The organism is Streptomyces sp. NPDC026092 (assembly GCF_040638605.1).
Taxonomy (GTDB): Bacteria; Actinomycetota; Actinomycetes; order Streptomycetales; family Streptomycetaceae; genus Streptomyces.
The window spans coordinates 111,228-132,461 of sequence record NZ_JBEZYN010000005.1 but is presented as its reverse complement, the minus strand read 5'-3'; the positions used below and the strand labels follow the sequence as shown (position 1 = coordinate 132,461).

17 protein-coding genes are annotated in these 21,234 nt (G+C 72.2%); 11 read left to right on the top strand and 6 right to left on the bottom strand.

What is annotated here, in order from left to right:
- Positions 1 to 8: 8 nt before the first annotated feature.
- Entirely contained in the window at positions 9 to 1,445 is a 1,437-nt protein-coding gene (locus AB0F56_RS10100) for an MFS transporter (RefSeq protein WP_362006428.1), read from the bottom strand.
- A gap of 87 nt (positions 1,446 to 1,532) precedes the next feature.
- On the opposite strand from AB0F56_RS10100, the gene AB0F56_RS10095 reads away from it, so the two are divergent.
- The 7 genes from AB0F56_RS10095 (at position 1,533) to era (ending at position 7,995) form a co-directional block, all read left to right on the top strand.
- On the top strand, positions 1,533 to 2,420 hold the full coding sequence (locus AB0F56_RS10095) for a helix-turn-helix transcriptional regulator (protein ID WP_362006425.1): 888 nt from the start codon (positions 1,533 to 1,535) through the stop codon (positions 2,418 to 2,420).
- Between the two features lie 151 nt (positions 2,421 to 2,571).
- Complete coding sequence (locus AB0F56_RS10090; protein ID WP_362006422.1) at positions 2,572 to 3,312, top strand: hypothetical protein; 741 nt, start codon at positions 2,572 to 2,574, stop codon at positions 3,310 to 3,312.
- Positions 3,313 to 3,339: 27 nt separating this feature from the next.
- A complete protein-coding gene (locus AB0F56_RS10085; RefSeq protein WP_362006420.1) occupies positions 3,340 to 3,702 on the top strand; it encodes a cytidine deaminase in 363 nt (120 codons plus the stop codon).
- Between the two features lie 203 nt (positions 3,703 to 3,905).
- Positions 3,906 to 4,388: a hypothetical protein gene (locus AB0F56_RS10080; RefSeq protein WP_362006417.1), complete on the top strand. Its 483-nt coding sequence runs from the start codon at positions 3,906 to 3,908 to the stop codon at positions 4,386 to 4,388.
- A gap of 235 nt (positions 4,389 to 4,623) precedes the next feature.
- Complete coding sequence (locus AB0F56_RS10075) at positions 4,624 to 5,967, top strand: beta-xylosidase (RefSeq protein ID WP_362006414.1); 1,344 nt, start codon at positions 4,624 to 4,626, stop codon at positions 5,965 to 5,967.
- 70 nt (positions 5,968 to 6,037) lie between these two features.
- Entirely contained in the window at positions 6,038 to 7,003 is a 966-nt protein-coding gene (locus AB0F56_RS10070) for a DUF916 domain-containing protein (protein ID WP_362006411.1), read from the top strand.
- Positions 7,004 to 7,053: 50 nt separating this feature from the next.
- Entirely contained in the window at positions 7,054 to 7,995 is a 942-nt protein-coding gene (era, locus tag AB0F56_RS10065; RefSeq protein ID WP_315893652.1) for a GTPase Era, read from the top strand.
- A gap of 21 nt (positions 7,996 to 8,016) precedes the next feature.
- Here the strand turns inward: era and AB0F56_RS10060 are convergent, their stop codons facing one another.
- From AB0F56_RS10060 to AB0F56_RS10050, 3 genes are all read right to left on the bottom strand, one after another.
- Positions 8,017 to 9,927 carry a sialidase family protein gene (locus tag AB0F56_RS10060; protein ID WP_362006408.1) on the bottom strand — a complete coding sequence of 637 codons (1,911 nt, stop codon included), beginning with the start codon at positions 9,925 to 9,927 and terminating at the stop codon, positions 8,017 to 8,019.
- Positions 9,928 to 10,019: 92 nt separating this feature from the next.
- On the bottom strand, positions 10,020 to 10,283 hold the full coding sequence (locus AB0F56_RS10055; RefSeq protein ID WP_362006405.1) for a protealysin inhibitor emfourin: 264 nt from the start codon (positions 10,281 to 10,283) through the stop codon (positions 10,020 to 10,022).
- A gap of 12 nt (positions 10,284 to 10,295) precedes the next feature.
- Positions 10,296 to 11,342 carry a M4 family metallopeptidase gene (locus AB0F56_RS10050; protein WP_362006403.1) on the bottom strand — a complete coding sequence of 349 codons (1,047 nt, stop codon included), beginning with the start codon at positions 11,340 to 11,342 and terminating at the stop codon, positions 10,296 to 10,298.
- Positions 11,343 to 11,636: 294 nt separating this feature from the next.
- Between AB0F56_RS10050 and leuA the strand changes: the two genes are divergently transcribed.
- The 3 genes from leuA to AB0F56_RS10035 all read left to right on the top strand — a co-directional run bounded on the left by leuA (position 11,637) and on the right by AB0F56_RS10035 (position 15,686).
- The gene (leuA, locus tag AB0F56_RS10045; protein WP_362006400.1) at positions 11,637 to 13,394 is read left to right on the top strand and encodes a 2-isopropylmalate synthase; all 1,758 of its coding nucleotides are present in this window, start codon (positions 11,637 to 11,639) and stop codon (positions 13,392 to 13,394) included.
- 180 nt (positions 13,395 to 13,574) lie between these two features.
- Positions 13,575 to 14,870, top strand: a complete 1,296-nt coding sequence (locus AB0F56_RS10040; RefSeq protein ID WP_362006398.1) for a choice-of-anchor A family protein — start codon at positions 13,575 to 13,577, stop codon at positions 14,868 to 14,870.
- A gap of 123 nt (positions 14,871 to 14,993) precedes the next feature.
- Positions 14,994 to 15,686: a TerB family tellurite resistance protein gene (locus AB0F56_RS10035; RefSeq protein ID WP_362006395.1), complete on the top strand. Its 693-nt coding sequence runs from the start codon at positions 14,994 to 14,996 to the stop codon at positions 15,684 to 15,686.
- A 7-nt stretch (positions 15,687 to 15,693) separates the two neighbouring features.
- On the opposite strand, the gene AB0F56_RS10030 is transcribed toward AB0F56_RS10035, so the two are convergent.
- Together AB0F56_RS10030 and AB0F56_RS10025 are read right to left on the bottom strand one after the other, a co-directional pair.
- Positions 15,694 to 17,082, bottom strand: coding sequence for an FAD-binding oxidoreductase (locus tag AB0F56_RS10030; protein WP_362006393.1), 1,389 nt, complete (start codon positions 17,080 to 17,082; stop codon positions 15,694 to 15,696).
- 85 nt (positions 17,083 to 17,167) lie between these two features.
- Positions 17,168 to 18,898 (bottom strand): LuxR C-terminal-related transcriptional regulator, encoded by a 1,731-nt coding sequence (locus AB0F56_RS10025; protein WP_362006390.1) that lies wholly within the window; start codon positions 18,896 to 18,898, stop codon positions 17,168 to 17,170.
- Between the two features lie 226 nt (positions 18,899 to 19,124).
- Between AB0F56_RS10025 and AB0F56_RS10020 the strand changes: the two genes are divergently transcribed.
- Entirely contained in the window at positions 19,125 to 21,176 is a 2,052-nt protein-coding gene (locus AB0F56_RS10020; protein ID WP_362006387.1) for an MMPL family transporter, read from the top strand.
- The last annotated feature ends 58 nt before the right edge of the window (positions 21,177 to 21,234 follow it).

Sequence of the window (21,234 nt, the reverse complement as noted above, 5' to 3'; positions counted from 1 at the left end):
CCCTCGGCTCAGGCCTTCCGCCGCAGGCCCACGGCGACCAGCAGGGCCGCCGCGACGACGATCGCCGCGTCGATCGCGAGGACCGTGCGCACCCCGTCGTACAGGCTCGGGCCGGTCGTGGCGAAGATGCCGAGCAGCGGGATGCCGACGGTGAGGGCGACCTGCTGCGTCGTGGTCACCAGGCCGGTCGCCAGGCCCTGCTCCTCGTCCGGGACGCCGGAGGTGACGGTCACGCCGTACGAGATGATCGCGGCCAGGTGGAACATGCTGGCCAGCGAGACGCCGACGGTCGCGAGGACCGCGCCCGACTCCGTGCCGAGGCCGAGGAGCGTCGCCACGAACAGGCCCTGGCCGAGCAGGGAGACCGCGAGCGTGCGGCGGGCGCCGAACCGGCCGATGATCTTCGAGGCCAGCGATCCGGCGAGCACCGACAGGACGCCCTGCACGCCGAAGACCAGGCCGGTGCCGAAGGCCGAGAGGCCCAGGGTCTCCTGGAGGTACAGGGTCAGCACGAAGACGACCGTGGACATCATCGAGAAGGTCACGAGCCCGCCCAGGTTGCCGAAGGCGACCGTCCGGCGGCGCAGCATCGGCAGCGAGACCAGCGGGGACTCGTGCCGGGACTCGACCGCCACGAAGGCCGCGAGCAGCAGCACCCCGCCCACCAGCGTGACCAGGACGTCCGTGCCGCCGAAGCCGCGCTCGGCCGCCGTCGACAGGGCGTAGATCACGGCGAGCAGCCCGCCGGTCACGGTCACCGCGCCCGGCATGTCGAGGCGCGGCCGCTCGGCGGTCCGCGACTCGCGCAGCACACCGGGGGCGAGCGGCAGCACGATCAGGCTGAACAGGGCGAGCAGCCCCATCGTCGAGCGCCAGCCCAGGGTGTCGGTCATGACCCCGCCGAGCACCATGCCGATGGTGAAGCCGAGGGACATCAGCGTCCCGGAGATGCCGAGCGCCCGGGCCCGCTGCGGGCCCTCGGGGAAGGTCGTCGTCAGCAGGGACATGCCGGTCGGCACGATCGCCGCCGCGCCCAGGCCCTGGAGGGCCCGACCGGCGAGGAAGGAGGCCGGGTCCCAGGCGAAGGTCGCGAGCAGCGAGGCCGCGCCGAAGAGGGCCAGGCCCCCGAGGAACAGCTTCTTGCGCCCGAACAGGTCGCCGATCCGCCCGAAGAGCAACAGGAACCCGCCGGAGGGCAGCGCGAAGGCGGTCACCGCCCACTGGAGCGCGGACGGGCTCATGCCGAGGTCGGCGCCGAGGACGGGCAGCGCCACGTTCAGGACGGAGAAGTCGAGCGCCACCATGAACTGGGCGGCGCACAGCACGAAGAGGACGAGCCGGGCGCGGCCGTTCAGCGCGGGCGGGGCGGCTGGAGCAGGGGTGGTGGGGTTGGTGGTGGGAGTCGAGGTCGTGGTCGGGGAGTCGACGGTCGTTGCCATGGACATCACCCTCGGCGCCCGGGAACAACCGTGGGGAGCGGGTACTTATCCTGTTGGTCGCACCACCAGGCATCCAGGGGGAGGAAGCGAGCCGTGGCGACAGCGGTCGAGAACGATGCCGCGAAGGCACACCGACTGGGCGAACTGCGCGAGTTCCTGATGAGCCGTCGGGCCCGGGTCACCCCGGCCGAGGCGGGACTCCCGGACGGCGGCGCCCGCCGCCGCACGCCGGGACTGCGCCGTGAGGAGGTCGCCGTCCTCGCGGGCGTCGGCGTCTCCTGGTACCAGTGGCTGGAGCAGGGCCGCGACATCACGGTCTCCCCACAGGTCCTCGACGCGGTCGCTCGCGTGCTGCGGCTCAGCCCGGCCGAGCGGCGCCATCTGTACGTCCTCGCCGCCCTCAACCCGCCCGCGCCCGAGGTCGATCCGGCGGCGCGGGACATGTGCGCGGGGCTCCGGCGGCTGATCGACGCGTGGATGCCGTTCCCGGCGCACATCATGGACGTGTACTGGAACGCGATCATGTACAACGCGTCGGCTTCGGTGGTCCTGGGCATGCGGCCGGAGACCTCGCAGAACTGCCTGATCTCCTTCTTCACCGACCCGCTCTACCGCTCCCGCGCCGCCGACTGGGAGCGCCTCGCTCCGCAGCTCGTCGCCCAGTTCCGGGCCGCCTGCTCGGAGTGCCCGGACGACGACGGCTTCCGCGCGGTGGTGGAGGAGGCGAAGGCGGTGAGCGAGGAGTTCGCGGCGCTGTGGGAGCGCCGGGACATCTCCCCGGGCGGCCAGCTCCGCAAGCGGATCGAGCACCCGATCGTCGGCGAACTCCACATGGAGGCCACGCAGCTGCGGGTGCCGGCGCGCCCCGACCTGACGATCGTCATGCACACCCCGCTGCCGCTCGCGGACACCGAGGCGAAGCTGACCTGGCTGGTCTCCCCGGAGGGCAGGCGCGGGGCGATGTACCCGATCGCGGGCTGAGCGAAGCGGATGGGGTGCGGTGGGCGCGGGGGCGCCCCTGCGCACAGGAACGTCACGGCCGCCGGTTATCCTCCTGGCGTTCCGGCCGTACGTACCCCCACCGGTGTCGGTCGTACCGTTCCCGCTCGCACCCACAAGGGGTCTGCTCATCATGCGTACGCGCATCCGCCACGGCCTGGCCGCGGCCCTCACCGTCTCCGCACTCTCCTTCGTCGCCGCGTGCGGTGGCGGCGAGGCCCAGGACGACACCAAGAAGGACAAGGCCGCCGACAAGCCGGCCGCCTCGCAGACGACGTCGGCGGCCCCGTCGACCGCCCCGGCGGCCACCGCGCCGCTGACGGCCGCGCAGATGAAGGCCGGTGTCCTGGAGCTGAAGGACCTGCCGTCGGGCTGGAAGGCCGTCAAGGCCGAGAAGGGCCCGACCCTCACCAAGGTCGACAAGGCGGAGTGCCAGCCGGTCGGGGCCCTGTTCGCGGACAAGCTGTCCGGTGCGACGCTCGGTGCCTCGGGCGACTTCGAGCGTGGCGCAGGCACGACGCTCAACGAGGAGGTTCTGACCTTCGCGGGCACCGGTGCCACCGACTTCGTCACGAAGCTGGGCGGCGCCCTGGAGGGCTGCACCGGATTCGGTGCCACGGCGGAGGGCATGAAGGTCCAGGCCACCGTCAAGAAGCTCACCGCGCCGCAGGGGGCCGAGGAGGCCCACGCCCTGCGGGTGAAGCTGAGCATCCCCGACTTCGGTTACGCGACGGAGGTGGACCTGCTGGTCGCCCGCCAGGGCACCGGTGTGATCCGGCTGGCGCACGACCCGGCCGGTGTCGCCGGCGCGAAGGACTTCGACACCTTCGCCAAGCTCGCCACCGACAAGTTCGTCAAGGGCGCCCAGAGCTGACCCCATGGGCCGACCTATCCTCGGTCCATGACACTTCAGCCCGACCACGGCGATCTCGGCGCCGAGGACCTCAAGATCATCACGCTGGCGCGCAGCGCCCGCGCCCGTAACGGTGTGCCCGAGGGTGCGGCGGTACGGGACGAGACCGGCCGGACCTACGTGGCCGGGACCGTGGCCCTGGAGTCGCTCAAGCTGAGCGCGCTCCGGACGGCCGTGGCGATGGCCGTGGCCAGCGGGGCCCAGTCCCTGGAGGCCGCGGCCGTCGTCTCGAACGCCGAGGCGGCATCGGACGAGGACCGCGCGGCCGTACGCGACCTCGGCGGGCCGGACACCCCGGTGCTGCTCGCCGGGCCCGACGGGCAGCTGCGCGCGGCGGTCACGGCGGGCTGAGGCGGTTCGACAACGGAAACGGAAGGAGGCCCGGCAGTGCGCCGGGCCTCCTTTGTGTGTTTGTGAAGAATCAACGAAACGTCTCTTGTCTTCCTCGGCCCGTTGCGCATCAATGGCAGCGGTCGGTCCGACGGACCGTCAGATTCACGCCTTCACGCAGCGTCCGCACCCCTGCGTGCTTCATCGGGAAGGGGTACGACCACATGAGAGGCATCAGCAGAGGTGGCTTAGGCGTCGGCGCGGTCCTCGCGGGCGCGCTCGCCGCGACCGCGCTCGCCTTCGCCCCGGCGGCCGGCGCCGTGACGCCGGGCACCGCCACGGCCACGTACGACTGCGGGATCTGGGGCGGCGGGCTCGCCACCCTCCAGGCCACGCAGAGCGGCACCGCCGCGACGATCACCCTCACCTCGGCCGTCAAGACGCCGGTCGCGGTCGGGGCCGACACCATCAACGCCCAGCTCACGATGGCCAAGGGCGGTGGCGGCACCCGCGTGTTCAGCGGTCAGAAGAACCCGGCGCTGGCCGCGCAGCAGTCCGTCACCATCGGCCCCCTCAGCGGGACGGTGGCCGCCGGTGACAGTCTCAACTCGTACTTCGCCGGCACCGCGCTGACGATGACGATCTTCGGCGTCGCCGTGAACTGCGACGCGGTCACCTCGCAGTCGCCCGGCCCGTTCGTGTTCTAGCGCGACCCGCTCCTCCGTTCCACCGCTCCTCCGTTCCTTCACCGGCGTCGCCACAGGCGGCGCCGGTACCTGTGCTGCGCCCGTCCAGGCCCTCCCGTGACACCCCCTGTGACCAGGCGAAACGTCGATCTTGACAGTATCTGATGGGTCATCAGTCGGTGCATTTCGATTCCATTGACTTCTCCTGGCCCGCAGCCGTCAATGGCGCCCTCTCATCCCTCAGGAGGGGGCACACATGGCACTTTCGCCCACCCGGACCCGGACCCGAAGACGGCGCTGGACCGCCGCTCTCGGGGCCACGGCCCTCGTGTTCGCAGCGGGCGGCGCGCTGGCGTCTCCGGCCGGCGCGTTGGGGACCGCGTCGCAGGAGGTGGAATTCCCCACCCGCTGCGTACCGCCGCCGATCGCCGGCATCCCGCCCATCGAGGGCATCACCAAGGCCCAGATCACGGTCGACAAGGCCACGCCCAAGGTCGGCGACACCGTCACGGTGACGTACACGATCACCAAGCCGGCCGCCTCGAACCCCGTCGACCTGGCCCTGCCCGCCGACATCATGACCCCGACCGGCAAGGTCGCCCTCGGCGGCGCCCAGACCGGCGCGGTCACCGTGACCGGGCCGAAGAAGAACCCGCCGGTCCCCGGCAAGGGCACGTTCCCGTCGTTCTCGATGACCGGCACGTTCACGGTCACCGCGCCCGGCTCGATCACGCTCTCGCCCGGTGACTACAACATCCACACCAGCTACATCATGGAGCTGGACACCCCCTGTACGGTCCTCAACCCGCCCGCCCCCGTCTCCGAGACGGTCGTCGCGAGCGCGCAGCCGGGCGCCAACGAGCGGAACGTCTCGCTCGGCGCGGCCTCCGGCGCACCCGGCGTCCGGGTCACCGTGACCGGCGCCAAGTTCACCCCGCTCGCCGAGGTCACCGTCGTCGGCCGGGCCGGCGGGGCGGAGACCGCCGACAAGATGACCGTCACGACCGACAGCGAGGGCGGCTTCGTCGCCCGCCTGAAGGTCAACGACAAGGCGACCACGGGGATCGTGGCGTACGAAGGGGCGGCCTGGGACCCGGAGAAGGGCGCAGGACCGGCCGCGTACACCGTCATCGACGACACCCCGCAGCCGCCGAACAGCCAGAAGCTCACGGCGGCCGTCACGGCGGGCGAACTGTCGATGACCCAGGCCGGTGACGCGGTCCAGCTGTCGTCCGTCGACTTCGGTCAGGGCGGCGCGGCGACCGGCGACCTGAAGACGGTGACGGTCAAGGACTTCCGCGGTGGCCCCGCGGGCTGGTCCCTGACCGGCAAGGTCACCGACTTCACCGGCCCCGGCGGCTCCATCGGCGCCGGCGCACTCGGCTGGACCCCGGCCTGCACCACCAAGGCCGGCAGCCCGAGCACCTGCGTACCCGGCTCGGCGGGCGCGGTCGGCAGCGGCGGGGCGACCCTCGCCTCGACCCCGAACGGCACGCTCACCGGCGGCGAGTTCACCGTCGACGCCAAGGTCTCCCTCGACGTCCCGGCGTTCACCGCGCCCGGTGCGTACGCGGGCGTCCTGACGCTCACGCTCAGCTGATCCGCCGTACGCACACAGCGGGCCGGGCGCGCACCCGGTCGGCCCGCACCAACCTTGGGGGTTCCGCACCGTGCGCAGCAAGCTGTACGTCTTCCTCCTCGCGGCGGCGCTCACGCTGCTCGGCGTGGCGGTGGCCCCGGCCGCCCAGGCCGCCGAGAACGGCGAGTGGGCGGTCTACCCGGCCGCCTCCGAGCTCGGCAGCCGGCCGTACTTCTATCTCTCCGCCGACCCCGGCACGACGGTGAAGGACCAGGTCACCGTCGCCAACAAGACCGGGGCCCCGCTGACCTTCCGGCTCTACGGAGCCGACGCGTACAACACCGAGCGCGACGGCGGATTCGCCGTCCGCACCAGCCAGGAGAAGCAGACCGGCGCCGGTGCCTGGATCAAGCCCGAGCGCACCCGTGTGACCGTCCCGCCCCGCTCCAAGGTCACCGTGCCGTACACCCTGACCGTCCCCGAGGACGCCGAGCCCGGCGACCACCCCGGCGCCGTCGTTGCCCTGGACGAGCGGATCGAGGCCGGGAGCGGCTCGGTCGCCGTCGGTGTCCAGCGCGCGGTCGGGGCCCGGGTCTACCTCCGGGTCAACGGCCCGACCGTCCCGGCCCTCGCCGTCGAGGACGTCACCCTCGACCAGGACCGGCCGCTCGTCCCCGGCGCGGGCACGTCCAGCGCCGTCATCTCGTACACGCTCCACAACCGGGGGAACGTGACCCTCAACCCCAAGGTGGCCCTGCGCGCCGAGGGCGTCTTCGGCCGCACGCTCCTCGCCCGCGACCTGGCGAAGATCCCGTCCGAGCTGCTGCCCCGGCAGAAGATCCGGCTGACCGAGCGGTGGACGGGTTCGCCGCAGTTCGACTGGGGCGAGGTGACGCTCACGGCCACCGCGAAGGACGTACGGGAGTCCGGTCGGGCCTCCTTCCTCGCGCTGCCGTGGCTGGCCGCCGGGGTGGTGCTCGCCGGGGGCGGCGTGGCGCTGATCGCGCTGCGGGTACGGCGGGTCCAGGCGGTCCGAGCGGGCTCCGTCGCGGGCTGAGTACGTCCCGAGGTACGTGAGGGGGCCGGGGATCGGGGAGAATGGCCCCCATGAGCGCTCGTAACCAAGAATCCGAAGCCGTCCACCGGGCCGGCTTCGCCTGCTTCGTAGGCCGCCCCAACGCGGGCAAGTCCACCCTCACGAACGCTCTGGTCGGCCAGAAGGTGGCGATCACCTCCAACCGGCCCCAGACCACCCGGCACACCGTGCGCGGCATCGTGCACCGCCCGGACGCGCAGCTGATCCTGGTGGACACGCCCGGCCTCCACAAGCCGCGCACGCTCCTCGGCGAGCGGCTGAACGACGTCGTGCGCACCACGTGGGCCGAGGTCGACGTGATCGGCTTCTGCCTGCCCGCCGACCAGAAGCTCGGCCCCGGCGACCGTTTCATCGCCAAGGAACTGGCCGGGATCAAGAAGACCCCGAAGGTCGCGATCGTCACCAAGACCGACCTGGTCGACTCCAAGACGCTCGCCGAGCAGCTCATCGCCGTCGACCAGCTCGCCAAGGAGCTGGGCTTCGAGTGGCGCGAGATCGTGCCGGTCTCGGCCGTCGGCGACAAGCAGGTCCAGCTGGTCGCCGACCTGCTGATCCCGCTCCTCCCGGAGTCCCCGCCGCTCTACCCGGAGGGCGACCTCACGGACGAGCCGGAGATGGTCATGGTCGCGGAGCTGATCCGCGAGGCCGCCCTCGAAGGCGTACGGGACGAGCTGCCGCACTCGATCGCGGTCGTGGTCGAGGAGATGATCCCCCGCGAGGACCGCCCGGCCGACAAGCCGCTCCTCGACATCCACGCGAACGTCTACATCGAGCGTCCCAGCCAGAAGGGCATCATCATCGGCCCGAAGGGCAGCCGCCTCAAGGAGGTCGGCATGAAGTCCCGCAAGCACATCGAGGCGCTGCTCGGGACCCCGGTCTTCCTCGACCTCCACGTGAAGGTCGCGAAGGACTGGCAGCGGGATCCCAAGCAGCTCAGGAAGCTCGGCTTCTAGGGGGCCGGGCCCCCGGGGCCGTCAGTTCCACAGGGCGGAGAAGCCCAGGCGGAACCGTTCCGTCTCCGTGTCGACGACGGCGCTGTTGCCCGCCGCCTCGGCCTCGGCCGGGGTCAGGGCACGCGCGAAGAGCCGGATCTCGTCCAGCGACCCCGCGAAGTGCTCCAGTCCGTCCGGCCGGGTCCCGACCCGGAGGACCGGCGGGTCGGCCGGGGTGATCGCGCCGCTCGCGTCCGCGCCGGCGGCGGAGACCGCGGCCGTTCCGCCGTCCACCGAGAGCCGCAGCTGCTTGCCCTCGCGGGTGAGGACGGCGAGGTGCCAGGAGCCGTCGTTGTACGCGCCGGGCACCGCCACGTCGACGTGGTCGCGACCCGCTCCGGTGTCCACCAGACCGTGGATCCGCCCGTTGCCGGGCTCCGCCCGCAGCCAGAACTGCGGCGCGTCGGGTCCCTGGCCGTAGGCCCACAGGATCGGGTGCGCGCCGCTCGTCGCGGAGTAGCGGAACCACGCGGTCAGGGTGAAGTCGGCCGCGCCGATCTGGAGGTCCGTCGAGCAGGACGTGGTCTGCAGGTGGTCGTCCACCCCGTCCAGCGCGAGCGCCTTGCCCGCGCCGCGGGTGGTCTGCGTCGGCCCGCCCTGGACGGCCGGGGAGTCGCGGTGGTCGCCCGCGGAGTCGGTGGTGCGCTGCTCGCGCACCACGGTCTCCTGGGCCTTCAGCTGGCCGTCCGTGAAGGAGGAGAACCGGATGTAGCGCCCGTGCGGGTGGCTCAGGGCCGATTCGTAGACCATTCCGACCGTGCCGGGCGCCAGGAGGGTCAGGTCGGAGTAGCCGGCGAAACCGGGCGCGACGACCGTGCCGGTGCCCGACCAGGTCCTGCCCTCGTCGGTGGTGGAGCGGATCGTGAGGTCCCGCCGGTCCGTCACGGTGCTGCCCGTGCTGGAGGAGCCGGAGTACAGGATGCGGTTGCCCGCGTCACCGGTGTCCGTGGCGTTCAGGCGCAGCAGCGAGCCGAAGACCGGGGGCGAGTCGAGATCCCCGACCGGCTCGAAGCCGCGGGTGAAGGAGTCGCCGCCGTCGGTCGACTCGGCGTCGAGCCGTCGCTCGTTGTAGCCGCAGGAGAGCCGGTCGCGCGCGTTGAGGAGCAGCGACCCGTCGGTCCGCTCGACGACGGCGACCTCGCCCGCCTGCTGGGGGACGGCCGTGCTGCCCGCGGGGGCGACCGCGGGCGTGTCGGTGTACCCGCCCAGCGTCCAGTTCTGGCCGCCGTCATCGCTGACGTACAGCTGCGCGCCGGCGCGCAGATTGTCCTTGTTCTTGTGGTCGCCGGTGACGACGAGCCGCCCCTTGTGCGCGCCGCGGGTCAGCTGGATGCCGTGGCCGGGACCGACGGAGACCCAGCCCCACTCGGCCTTCTTGTACGTGGGCAGCTGCCGGGGCTCGCTCCAGGAGATGCCGCCGTCCTCGCTGTTGACGACGTTCACGGCGCGGTTGCCGCGGTCGTGCACCTTCGACGAGGCGTACACCAGGGAGACGCGTCCGCTGGCGGCGTCGACGACGGGCGAGGGGTTCCCGTGGGCGAGGTCGTCGGCGGCGCCGACGACGACCTTGGCCGCCGCATCCCAGCTCTGGCCGTTGTTCGTCGACCGCTTCACGAGGATGTCGATGTGCGTGTCGTCGGTGCAGTCGCTGACCCGGCCCTCGGCGAACGCGAGGAGGTCACCGGAGGCCGTCCTGACCACGGAGGGTATGCGGAAGCACGCGTAGCCGGCGTCGACGCCGATCTCGAACGGCGTGGAGACCTTGGGGTTGATGGCCGGTTCGGCCGCGGAGGCCGGTGCGGGAGCGAGCGCGCCGGCGGCGAGGAGGCTGAGCGCGAACGCGCTCAGCACCCCACGGCGGGCGCCCCGTGACAGAAGATGATCATTAGGCACGGTTCGTATGTTCGCACGAATGCCCGGATGCTGAGGGGGAGTTGATCGAGCGCGGAGCCACGAGAACTGGAGGTCAGCGCTCCGGAGGAGCTCTACGCTCCCTCCTTCAGCACCCTCTCGATCAGCGTCCGCTGCGCCTCCGTCAGCCGTGGATCGCCACAGCGGACCGTCGCGCCGTCGACGGTGATCTCGTACGAGAACCCGTCCGGCACGCCCCGCACCTCGCCGTCCCCCTCCTGGACCACGGTCGCGGCCAGCGCGTCCCACTCCCCGGCGTCCGGCCGGCCGGAGGTGTTCACCTCGGCCGACCGTTCGATGCCCGCGAAACCGCCCGTGCGCCGCACTCGAATACGCATGGGGCAGGTCTATCAGTCGGTCGGCACGCCGACGGCCGCCCAGGCCTTCAGGACGGCCTGGATCTCCGCGCCGTCGCCGTAGCGGGCCTTCGCCGCCGCGACCGTGGCCGTGGCGAACTCGGTGAAGCGGGTCTCCGGGGTGAGCGTGCCGCCGGTCATCACGTCGTACCAGATCTGGCCGGCCCGCTCCCAGGCCTTGCCGCCCAGCTCCGTCGCCGCCAGGTAGAAGGCGTGGTTCGGGATGCCCGAGTTGATGTGGACCCCACCGTTGTCCCGGCTGGTGCGGACGTAGTCGTCCATGTGGCCCGGCTGCGGGTCCTTGCCGAGGACGTCGTCGTCGTACGCCGTGCCGGGGGCCTTCATGGAGCGCAGCGCCGTCCCCTGGACGTTCGGGTGGAAGAGGCCCTCGCCGATCAGCCAGTCGGCCTGGTCGGCGCTCTGGCCGAGGCCGTACTGCTTCACCAGTGAGCCGAAGACGTCCGAGACGGACTCGTTCAGGGCGCCGGACTGGCTGAAGTACTCCAGGTTCGCGGTGTACTGCGTGAAGCCGTGCGCCAGCTCGTGGCCGATCACGTCCACCGGGAGCGTGAAGTCGAGGAAGATCTCGTCGTCGCCGTCCCCGAACACCATCTGCTCGCCGTTCCAGAACGCGTTGCCGTAGTTCCGGTCGTAGTGGACGGTCGCGAGGAGCGGCAGCCCCGCGCCGTCGATGGAGTCCCGCTGGAAGGCCTTCAGGAAGAGGTCGAAGGTGGCGCCGAGCCCCGCGTACGCGCGGTTGACGGTGGCGTCCCCGGTCGCCTCCTGGCCCTCCTCGCGGACCGTGATGCCCGGCAGCTCCGTGGCGCCCTGGGCGTCGTGGACGGTCCGCCGGGGGCGGGCGGGCTCGGCGCCCGGCGCCACGGCCGTCGGCGCGGCCGGGCGGGACAGCAGGCGGCCGGTCCGGTTCGCCGCGTCGGCGACCAGGGTGCGCCGGGCGGTCGCCGCGACGGCCGGGTTGTCGGACGCGGCCAGGTGCTCCAGGAGGTGCGGGGGCACGATCGTGCAGAAGACGGAAGTCATCCCAGCAATGTGGCACTGGGTTACGTCACTGTCACTAGAGGCGACCATGATCCGCGAAATGGAGTGATTCGTCACCTATTCCTATTTTCGTTCTCGGCCGTCCCGCATACTGGACCGAGATGTCCGCGCTCGGCGGACCTCGGCTAGGCTGCGGCACATCATGCGTTTCGGGCTGCTTCTCCTTAGCTGCCGCGGCGAGGGCCTGTAGTCGTAGGCCGACCCCCTCCCCGCGGGACCTGGTGTTGCGTTCGACAGTCGGCCGTCCCTCTTCTGGACCCCGAGGAGCCCTACGCAATGTCCCAGCCTGTCGGTCGCCCCACGCCCATCACCAACGCCACCCAGACGCAGAAGCCGTCCGGGATGCCGATCCACAAGTACGGCCGCTACGAGGCCGTGCACATCCCCGATCGGACCTGGCCCGAGCAGCGCATCACCAAGGCCCCCCGCTGGCTGTCGACCGACCTGCGCGACGGCAACCAGGCCCTGATCGACCCGATGAGCCCCGCCCGCAAGCGCGAGATGTTCGACCTGCTGGTGCGCATGGGCTACAAGGAGATCGAGGTCGGCTTCCCGTCCTCCGGCGACACCGACTTCAACTTCGTGCGCTCCATCATCGAAGAGGGCGCGATCCCGGACGACGTCACCATCTCCGTACTGACCCAGGCCCGCGAGGACCTGATCGAGCGGACCGTGGAGTCCCTGGTCGGCGCCAAGCGCGCCACCGTCCACCTGTACAACGCCACCGCGCCCACCTTCCGCCGGGTCGTCTTCCGCGGCTCGAAGGAGGACATCAAGCAGATCGCCGTCGACGGCACGCGGCTGGTCATGGAGTACGCGGACAAGCTGCTGGGCGACGACACCGTCTTCGGCTACCAGTACAGCCCCGAGATCTTCACCGACACCGAGCTGGACTTCGCCCTGGAGGTCTGCGAGGCGGTCTGTGACGTCTGGCAGCCCGAGGAGGGCCGCGAGATCATCCTCAACCTGCCCGCCACCGTGGAGCGTTCGACGCCCTCCACGCACGCGGACCGGTTCGAGTGGATGTCCCGGAACCTGTCCCGACGCCCGTACATCTGCCTGTCCGTCCACCCGCACAACGACCGCGGTACGGCGGTGGCCGCGGCCGAGCTGGCCATCATGGCCGGCGCCGACCGCATCGAGGGCTGCCTGTTCGGGCAGGGCGAGCGGACCGGCAACGTCGACCTGGTGACGCTGGGCATGAACCTGTTCTCGCAGGGCGTCGACCCGCAGATCGACTTCTCGCAGATCGACGAGATCCGTCGCACCAGCGAGTACTGCAACCAGATGGAGGTCCACCCGCGCCACCCCTACGCGGGCGACCTGGTCTACACCGCCTTCTCCGGCTCCCACCAGGACGCCATCAAGAAGGGCTTCGACGCCATGGAGGCCGACGCGGCCGCCCAGGCCAAGACCGTGGACGAGATCGAGTGGGCGGTGCCGTACCTGCCCATCGACCCGAAGGACGTCGGCCGCTCCTACGAGGCCGTCATCCGGGTCAACTCGCAGTCCGGCAAGGGCGGTATCGCGTACGTCCTGAAGAACGACCACAAGTTGGACCTGCCGCGCCGGATGCAGATCGAGTTCTCGAAGATCATCCAGCAGAAGACGGACAGCGAGGGCGGCGAGGTCACGCCGGCCGCGATCTGGTCGGTCTTCCAGGACGAGTACCTGCCCAACCCGGGCAACGCCTGGGGCCGCATCCAGCTGCGCTCCGGCCAGACCACCTCCGACACCGACGGCACCGACACCCTGACCGTCGAGGCGGTCGTGGACGGCGTCGACACCGTCCTGAGCGGCTCCGGCAACGGTCCGATCTCCGCCTTCTTCGCCGCCCTGCAGGCGATCGGCGTGGACGCCCGACTGCTGGACTACCAGGAGCACACCATGAGCGAGGGCGCCTCCGCGCAGGCCGCCTCGTACATCGAGTGCGCCATCGACGGCCAGGTCCTGTGGGGCATCGGCATCGACGCCAACACCACGCGCGCCTCGCTGAAGGCCGTCATCTCGGCGGTCAACCGCTCCGCCCGCTGAACCGGGCATCCGTCGAAACGTGATCTCCGTCACCCCTTCAGGTTGGCTTAAGGGAGAAGCGTCGACGGTGCCCCAATTACCCGTATGTGCGGGTAGTTGACGCCACATCAGGGAGTGCCGGAAGGTCGGCTCGTCCACTCGGACGCCCCCCTTCCGCACTCCCTGACCTGGAGTTCCTTCATGCGTACGCCCGCCGCCGTGGCCGCCGTCCTCGCGGTCACCGGCACCGCCCTGCTCTGGGCCCCGGCCGCCTCCGCCACCCCGACGGCCACCCTTTCGTGCGCCCCTCTCGGTGCGGCCGGTGGTTACGCCGAGTTCGTCGAGAAGGACTCCACCCGCTTCTCCGACTCCGAGGGCGCGGTCGCGGTCGGCGGGGACGCGTACTTCGGCGACGGCGCCACCAACCAGGGCTTCTCCGTCGGCTCCCGGCTCACCGACGCCGACCTCGCGAAGCTCCCGGGCGGCCGCAGCCTCGTCGTGGCCGGCACCCTCCACGCCAACCAGGTCGTCGTGGCCAAGGGCAGCGCCGTCTACGGAAAGCTGGACGACCGCTCCACCGCCAACTTCGCCGTCGACGGACGGCACGCCAGCGGTGCGTCGCCGACCTCGCCGATCGACTTCGGCAAGGAGTTCGCCACCCTGCGGAGCCTCTCCGCGGGCTGGGCGGCCGCGCGGCCGAACGGCACCGTCACCGTGCCCCAGGGCTCCCACGGGCTGCTCCTGACCGGCACCGACAAGGACCTCAACGTCTTCGCCGTCGCCGCCGAGGACCTCCAGAAGGCCGCCGAGATCTCGGTCAAGGTCCCGGCCGGCGCCACCACCCTCGTCAACGTGATCGGCACCTCGTACGACATGGGCGCCACCCCCACGTACGGCGTGAACCTCTGGGACGAGACCGCGGGCCGCTTCGTCCAGGACGACTACGCGGCCGGCGGCGCGGCCTTCAAGCAGGTCCGCTCCGAGCTGCTGTGGAACTTCCCGCAGGCCGCGAGCGTGAAGAAGAACCACACCTCCTGGCCCGGCACGATCCTCGCGCCGAACGCCAAGGTGGAGCTGGGTGGCAAGGGCGTCGGCCCCGGCCACGTCAACGGCTCGGTCGTCGCCGAGGAGCTGCTCTCCGTGCCCGGCGCCGAGACGCACCAGATGACCTTCACCGGCTGCCTGCCCAAGAACGCCGAGCCGGGCGCCCCCGTCACGCCCGAGGAGCCGAAGCCGACGCCGACCGTCGTCCCGGAGCAGCCCAAGCCGGAGGAGCCGGGCGTGAAGGAGGGGGAGCCGTCCGCGTCCCCCTCGACGCCCGCCGAGAGCAGCGCCCCCGGGACCCCCGCGCCCTCCCCGACCACCCCTGAGGGTGATCTCGCCAGTACCGGATCCGCGTTCGGACCGGGTGTCGTGGGGGTGGCCGTCGCGACCGTGGCCCTGGGCTTCGGATTCGTCGCGTACTCGGTGCGCAGGCGCCGTGGGCGGGTCTCCTGACGATGGCGCGTCTCGGCCAAGTCGATGGCGATCTGCTGACGGGGTGCTGACGCCGCATCAAGGATGTGGCTAACATCACTCCCCACGTCGGCAAAGTCGCCGGTTCGTCAAGGGAGGTGCGGCGTGCTGTCTGCCCGAGAGTCACGTGGACGAAAAGTAACCCTCTGCGGCATTCGTACCTCCTGGAACACCGTCGGCGACGGCGAGTTCTTCTGCGAGGAGTGCGGCGGGGACCGCAACTACCGCCGCCGGACCGGACGCCGGCGGTTCGCCGTCCTCGGCGTGCCGCTGCTGCCCCGGGGCCACGCGGGTCCGGTCATCGAGTGCGCGGGCTGTCACACGCACTTCGGCACCGACGCCCTCGACCACCCCACCACCAGCCGCTTCGCCGCGATGCTGCGGGACGCCGTGCACACGGTCGCCCTCGCCGTCCTCGCGGCGGGCGGCACCTCGTCCCGTACGGCCGTGGACACCGCCGTCGCGGCGGTCCGCGCCGCCGGGTACGACGAGTGCACCGGCGTCCAGCTCACGGACCTGGTCGAGGCCCTCGCCGCCGACACCGGCCGGTTCCTGCCGGACGCGGACTGCGGGGGCGCGGCCCTCGCCATCGAGCTGCACGAGGCCCTGGAGCCGCTCGCCCCGCACCTGGCCGCCTCCGGGCGGGAGTCGATCCTGCTCCAGGGGGCGCGGATCGCGCTCGCGGACGGGGCGTACAGCCCCTCGGAGCGGGACGTCCTGAACACCGTCGGCAACGCGCTCGCGCTCTGCGCGGACGACACGGCACGGCTGCTCGCGACGGCGCGGACGCTGCTCTGAGCTCCGCTCACGGCGCGATGTTGTGGTTGAGGCGGAAGAGGTTGCCGGGGTCGTAGCGGCGCTTCACCGTCCGCAACCGGTCGTAGTTCTGGCGGTAGTTGGCCCGCACGCGGTCCTGGTCGTCGGTGTCCATGAAGTTGATGTAGCCGGCCTCCTCGGTGTGCGGCCGCAGGTCCGTGTCGTAGGCGCGGGTCCAGGCGATGTTCGCCTCGTTGTCGGCGGGGTCGGTGTGGGTCGTGCCGAACGCGGCGGAGAAGTGGGCGTCGCGGTAGGCGAAGGCGCTCTCCTCGGGGCCGACACGGTGGCAGGCGCCGTCGATCGGGAAGATCGCGGTGTCGCTCTCCATCGAGGGCAGGGTCGCGCCGTAGCGGATGTGGACGTCGAGGGCGCCGTCGGTGAGATCGCGGCTGAAGTTCCCCTTCCAGTAGTGGTAGAGCCCGGGCGGCAGGTCCTCGTCGAAGAGCGTGTTGACCATCGGGTACGGCATCCGCTCCACGAACCTGCCGACGACGGGGCCCAGGTCGTCCAGGAGCGCGAGCACCTTCTCGTCCTCCGCGGGCGGGCCGCTGAAGCAGGTCACCAGGCCGCAGAGCGGGCGGCCGTGCCAGCGTTCCGGCAGGAACGGCATGTCCGGGCCGAGCACCATGACGAAGATCGTGTTCAGCTCCTCGGGTGAGTCGGCGACCAGATCGCGCCAGCGGCGGGCGACCTCCGCGTCGAGCGGGTAGAACGCGACGCCGCCCAGGACGTCGGCCACGGGGTGCAGCCGGTAGACGAACGAGGTGACGACGCCGAAGTTGCCTCCGCCGCCGCGCAGCGCCCAGAAGAGGTCGGGGTGCCGTTCGGCGTCGCAGGTGACGAGGGTGCCGTCGGCGGTCACGACGTCGCTTTGGACCAGGTTGTCGCAGCTCAGGCCGTAGCGGCGGGCGAGGTTGCCCATGCCGCCGCCGAGGGTGAGCCCGGCGATGCCGGTGGTGGAGACGACCCCGCCGGTGGTGGCCAGGCCGAAGGCGTGCGTGGCGTGGTTGAAGTCGGCCCAGGTGCAGCCGCCCTCGGCGCGGGCGGTACGGGCCACGGGGTCGACGCGCACCGAGCGCATCGGGGACAGGTCGACGACGAGCCCGTCGTCGACGGTCCCGAACCCGGCGACCGCGTGCGCGCCGCCCCGGACCGCGAGCGGCAGCCCGTGGTCCCGGGCGAAGAGCACGCCGACGATCACGTCGCCCGCGTCCGCGGCCCGGACGACGACGGCCGGCCGCCGGTCGTGCATGGCGTTGTAGACCGCGCGGGCCTCGTCGTAGTCGGGGTCGCCGGGGACGACGACCTCGCCTCGGACGGCACCGCGCAGGGTGTCCAGCGAGTTCGTGGTGAGGGTGAGGGGGTCGGTGGTGTCCATGCACCCGTTCTAGGCCGGGGGAGCGGCGGCGGGCATCGCCCGAACCACCCACATCACGGGGTGGGCGGGGCATGGGCGAAACGGCCTACTTGGGCGCCGGGAGCAGGTCGTGGGCGAAGGCGTAGGTCGAGGCGGCGGTGCGGGTCGTCACGTCGAGCTTGGCGAAGATGTTGTTGAGGTGGCGGGCGACCGTGTGTTCGCTGATGACCAGGGCCTGGGCGATCTCCCGGTTCGTGCCGCCCTCCGCGACGAGGCGCAGCACCTCCGCCTCGCGGGCGGTCAGGCCGCCGGGGAGCGCGTGGCGGCGCCGCTCCGTCAGCAGGGCCGCCGCGCGGCGGGCGTCGGGGAGCGCGCCGAGCCGCTCGAAGGCCGCCCGGGCCGCCACGAACTCCAGGCGGGCGGCCTCCTCGTCCCCGGCCGCGCGGTCGGCGGCGGCCAGGAGCATCCGTACCTGCGCGGCCTCGTACGGCACCCGCAGCTCCAGCCAGCCCGCGAGCGCGCGGCGCAGCGGAATCAAGGCCGCTTCGTGCCGGGCGAGCGCGAGGGCGCCGCGCGCGGTCTCGGCCATCGCGGTCAGGAGCGGTACGCCCCCGGTCCCGGCGAGCCCCTCCAGCTCCGCGACCGCCGCCTCGGCCCCGTCCACATCCCCGACGGCCAGCGTGACCTCCGTCTGGGCGGCGAGCAGCCGGGCCCGGCCCAGGAGCCCGTGGCGCGGGTCGCAGGCGAGGGCCAGCCGCAGACCGGTTACGGCCGCGTCCGCCTTGCCCTGCGCGAGCCTCAGCAGCGCGAGGCCGGGCTGCGGGACCCGCCCGAGTTCATGGGCGTGGGAGTACGCGCGGGCGGCGGCGTCCAGGCGGCCCTGGCGGCGCCGGATCTCGCCGGCCGCGTAGTACGCCTCGGCGGCGACGTCCAGGCTGTCGACCATCACCTCGGCGCAGACCCGCCCGGCCTCGTCCTCGGCGAGCGTCCACGCCCCGAGCAGGTCGAGCACCTCGACGTGGTGGATCCGGCACAGGCCCCGGAAGGGGTTGTCGGTGAAGGAGCCGGGTGCGTGCTCCACGTCCGCCGTACTCGGTTCCTCCGGCGGCCGGACGTGCTGGGACCACGGCGCCTCGCACCAGGTCATCGCCGCGTCCGTCCACTCCACCGCGCGGGCGAGGTCCGCCGCCTCCATGCACTGGCTGAGCGCCAGGCAGAAGAGGATGCCCGTGTACATGCCGCTCAGCTCGCCCGCCAGGACCGCGACCATCGCGTCGTCGAGCCGGGCCATGCCCTCCGCCCGCCGCCCCTCCGCCAGGAGCACCGCCGCCTCGGTCTGGCTGCTCAGGGCCGCCAGGCCCGGGTCGCCCGACGCGACGGCGATACGGGTCATGCGGCGCGCGGCGGCAAGGGCGGCGGCCGGGTCGCCGTGCTCCATGGCCTCGTCGACGTCCGTCCAGGCGAGGAAGCACTGCTCGGGGCAGTCCGGTACGTGCTCCAGGTGGTGCCGCGACCGGTGCAGCCAGCCCGCCGCGGCCGCCGGGCGGCCCAGGGAGCGGTACTCGAAGTGCAGCCACCACGCCACGGCCCCGGCGCCCCGGTGGTCGCCGGCCGCTCCGTACGCCGCGTGCGCCCGCAGCCGCGCGGTCACCGACTCGTCCACGTGCCCCGTCCACCACGCGGCGTCCGCGAGCAGGTCCAGGTCGCCGGGGGAGAGGGCGCCGGAGGGGTGCCGGTCGGCCTCGGTGAGCAGGACGTACGCCTCGGCCCAGGCGTCCCGGGCCGCCGCGTCCCGCGCCCGCGCGACGACGGTCGCCTCATCCACGGGGACGGCCATGGCCGCTCACTTCCCTTCCGGCTCCGCCGGTGCTTCCAGCATATGAGCGCGCCCGGCGCTCGGCCCGTCGGCCGCCGGCGTACCCGCTCCCGTACTCCCGGGGGAGTAGTCACGGCCGTGCGCCGCCCTCGGCAGTAGCCCCCAACTCGGCCGCCAGCGCGACGAATCCGCCTCCGAGCGGCGGGAATCTGGGATCGACCGAAGAGGACCGATGGAGGGAGCCCCGATGGAGGGCCGTAAGAGGACCGTCGGCTGGGGGGTGCTGGCCCTGTGGGTGATCGTGATCGCCCTCGCCGCACCCCTCGCCGGAAGGCTCGGCGACGTACAGCGCGACCGCGCCGTCGACTACCTGCCCGCGAGCGCCGACTCGACCCAGGTCGCGAGGATCACCGAGCAGCTGCCCGGCGGAGACTCCACCGACCTCGTGCTCGTCTACCACCGCGACGGCGGACTGACCGCCGCCGACAAGGCCACCGCGGCCCGGGAGGTGGAGAAGGTCGCCGCCGCGCACCCGCTCACCTCGGCGCCGCGAGCCGTACCGTCCGAGGACGGGACCACCCTCCTGTACGCCGTGTCCAGTACCGAGCCCGGTACGGACGAGGCGGCCAGGGACGCCTTCGTCCACGACATCCGCGAGACGGTGAGCGGCGAGGTCGGCGGCCCCGGAGCCCTCGCCACGGACGCGAGCGAGGTCTACAACTCCCTCGACGGCCCGCTCCTCTACACGACCGTCGCCGTCGTCGCGATCCTCCTGATCGTCATCTACCGCAGCCCCTTCCTCTGGCTCGTCCCGCTGGTCGTCGCCGGAGTCGCCGACTACCTCTCCATGGCCGTCACCTACGCCCTCCACCAGGGCTTCGACATCAGCGTCTCCGGCCAGAGCACGGGCGTCATGACGATCCTGGTGTTCGGCGCGGGCACCGACTACGCGCTGCTCCTCGTCTCCCGCTACCGCGAGGAACTGCGCCGCGTCCCGCGCCCGTACGACGCCATGGTCGCCGCCCTGCGCGGCTGCGGCCCCGCCGTCCTCGCCTCCTCCGGGACCGTCGCCCTCGGCATGCTCTGCCTGCTCGCCGCCGACATGAACAGCAGCCGCGGCATGGGGCCCACGGCCGCCGTCGGAGTGCTGTGCGCACTCCTCGCGATGATGACGCTGCTCCCCGCCCTGCTCGTCGTCCTCGGCCGGCGGGTGTTCTGGCCCTTGATCCCGGCGTACGGAAGCGAGCCGAAGGCCGCGCGCCGTTCCCTCTTCGCGGTCATGGGCTCCTCGGCCGGCCGCCGCCCCCTCGCCGTCCTCCTCGCGGGCGCCGCCGCCCTGGCCGCCCTCGCGCTCGGCGCGCTGAACCTGCCCGGGGCCCTCAAGCAGGAGGACTCCTTCACGTCCACCCCGGAAGCGGTCGCCGCGATGAAGACGCTGGCCGTTGCGTACCCGGAGATGGGGACCCAGCCCATCACCGTCGTCGCCCCGACGGCCGGCTCCGCCCAGGCGCTGGAGACCGTGCGCGCGACCGAGGGAGTCGCGAAGGCCGAGCGCGGCCGCAGCGGCGACGGCTGGACGGAACTCTCCGTCACCGCCGCGCATCCGCCGCAGTCCGCGGCCGAGACCGCGACCATCAAGGAGCTGCGCTCCGCGCTGGGCGACGGTGTGTACGTCGGCGGGCCCAGTGCCGAACAGCTCGACATGACCGACACCAACGCCGGCGACCGGAACATCGTCGTCCCGCTCGTCCTCGTCGTGGTGACGATCGTGCTGATCGTGTTGCTGCGCAGCCTCGTCGCACCGCTGATCCTGGTCGCCGCGGTCGTCGCCGTGTGGGGTGCGGCCCTCGGCATCGGCGGTCTCGTCTTCGAGTCGCTCTTCGGCTTCGAGGGCACCGACCCGGGACTGGCCCTGCTGTCCTTCGTCTTCCTCGTCGCCCTCGGCGTCGACTACGGCATCTTCCTGATGCACCGGATGCGCGAGGAGTGCCTGAGCGGTGCGGAGCCGGGTGCCGCGGCCCTGACGGCGCTGCGCACGACCGGCGGGGTGATCGCGTCGGCCGGGCTCGTCCTCGCCGCCACCTTCGCGGTCCTCGTCAACATGCCGATGGTGCAGCTGGCGGAGCTCGGCTTCGTGATCGCGGTCGGCGTCCTGCTCGACACCTTCCTGGTCCGCACGTACCTCGTCACGAGCGCGAGCGTGTTGCTCGGCCGGAAGGTGTGGTGGCCGGGCCCGCTGGCCAAGAAGCCCGCGTCAACGTCGGGTTCAGGGTCCGAGCGGCAGCCCGTACGGGTGTGATCGGGGGTGGGTGGGGGGCTTCCCGGACTGTCAGGAGCCCCCGCCCGCAGGGAGGATG

Coding starts and splice junctions, on each gene's coding strand:
- leuA (WP_362006400.1), top strand. CDS start 11,637: ATGTCCCAGCCTGTCGGTCGCCCCACGCCCATCACCAACGCCACCCAG.
- AB0F56_RS10055 (WP_362006405.1), bottom strand. CDS start 10,283: ATGCGTATTCGAGTGCGGCGCACGGGCGGTTTCGCGGGCATCGAACGG.
- AB0F56_RS10050 (WP_362006403.1), bottom strand. CDS start 11,342: ATGACTTCCGTCTTCTGCACGATCGTGCCCCCGCACCTCCTGGAGCAC.
- AB0F56_RS10100 (WP_362006428.1), bottom strand. CDS start 1,445: ATGTCCATGGCAACGACCGTCGACTCCCCGACCACGACCTCGACTCCC.
- AB0F56_RS10030 (WP_362006393.1), bottom strand. CDS start 17,082: ATGGACACCACCGACCCCCTCACCCTCACCACGAACTCGCTGGACACC.
- AB0F56_RS10090 (WP_362006422.1), top strand. CDS start 2,572: ATGCGTACGCGCATCCGCCACGGCCTGGCCGCGGCCCTCACCGTCTCC.
- era (WP_315893652.1), top strand. CDS start 7,054: ATGAGCGCTCGTAACCAAGAATCCGAAGCCGTCCACCGGGCCGGCTTC.
- AB0F56_RS10085 (WP_362006420.1), top strand. CDS start 3,340: ATGACACTTCAGCCCGACCACGGCGATCTCGGCGCCGAGGACCTCAAG.
- AB0F56_RS10080 (WP_362006417.1), top strand. CDS start 3,906: ATGAGAGGCATCAGCAGAGGTGGCTTAGGCGTCGGCGCGGTCCTCGCG.
- AB0F56_RS10025 (WP_362006390.1), bottom strand. CDS start 18,898: ATGGCCGTCCCCGTGGATGAGGCGACCGTCGTCGCGCGGGCGCGGGAC.
- AB0F56_RS10040 (WP_362006398.1), top strand. CDS start 13,575: ATGCGTACGCCCGCCGCCGTGGCCGCCGTCCTCGCGGTCACCGGCACC.
- AB0F56_RS10020 (WP_362006387.1), top strand. CDS start 19,125: ATGGAGGGCCGTAAGAGGACCGTCGGCTGGGGGGTGCTGGCCCTGTGG.
- AB0F56_RS10075 (WP_362006414.1), top strand. CDS start 4,624: ATGGCACTTTCGCCCACCCGGACCCGGACCCGAAGACGGCGCTGGACC.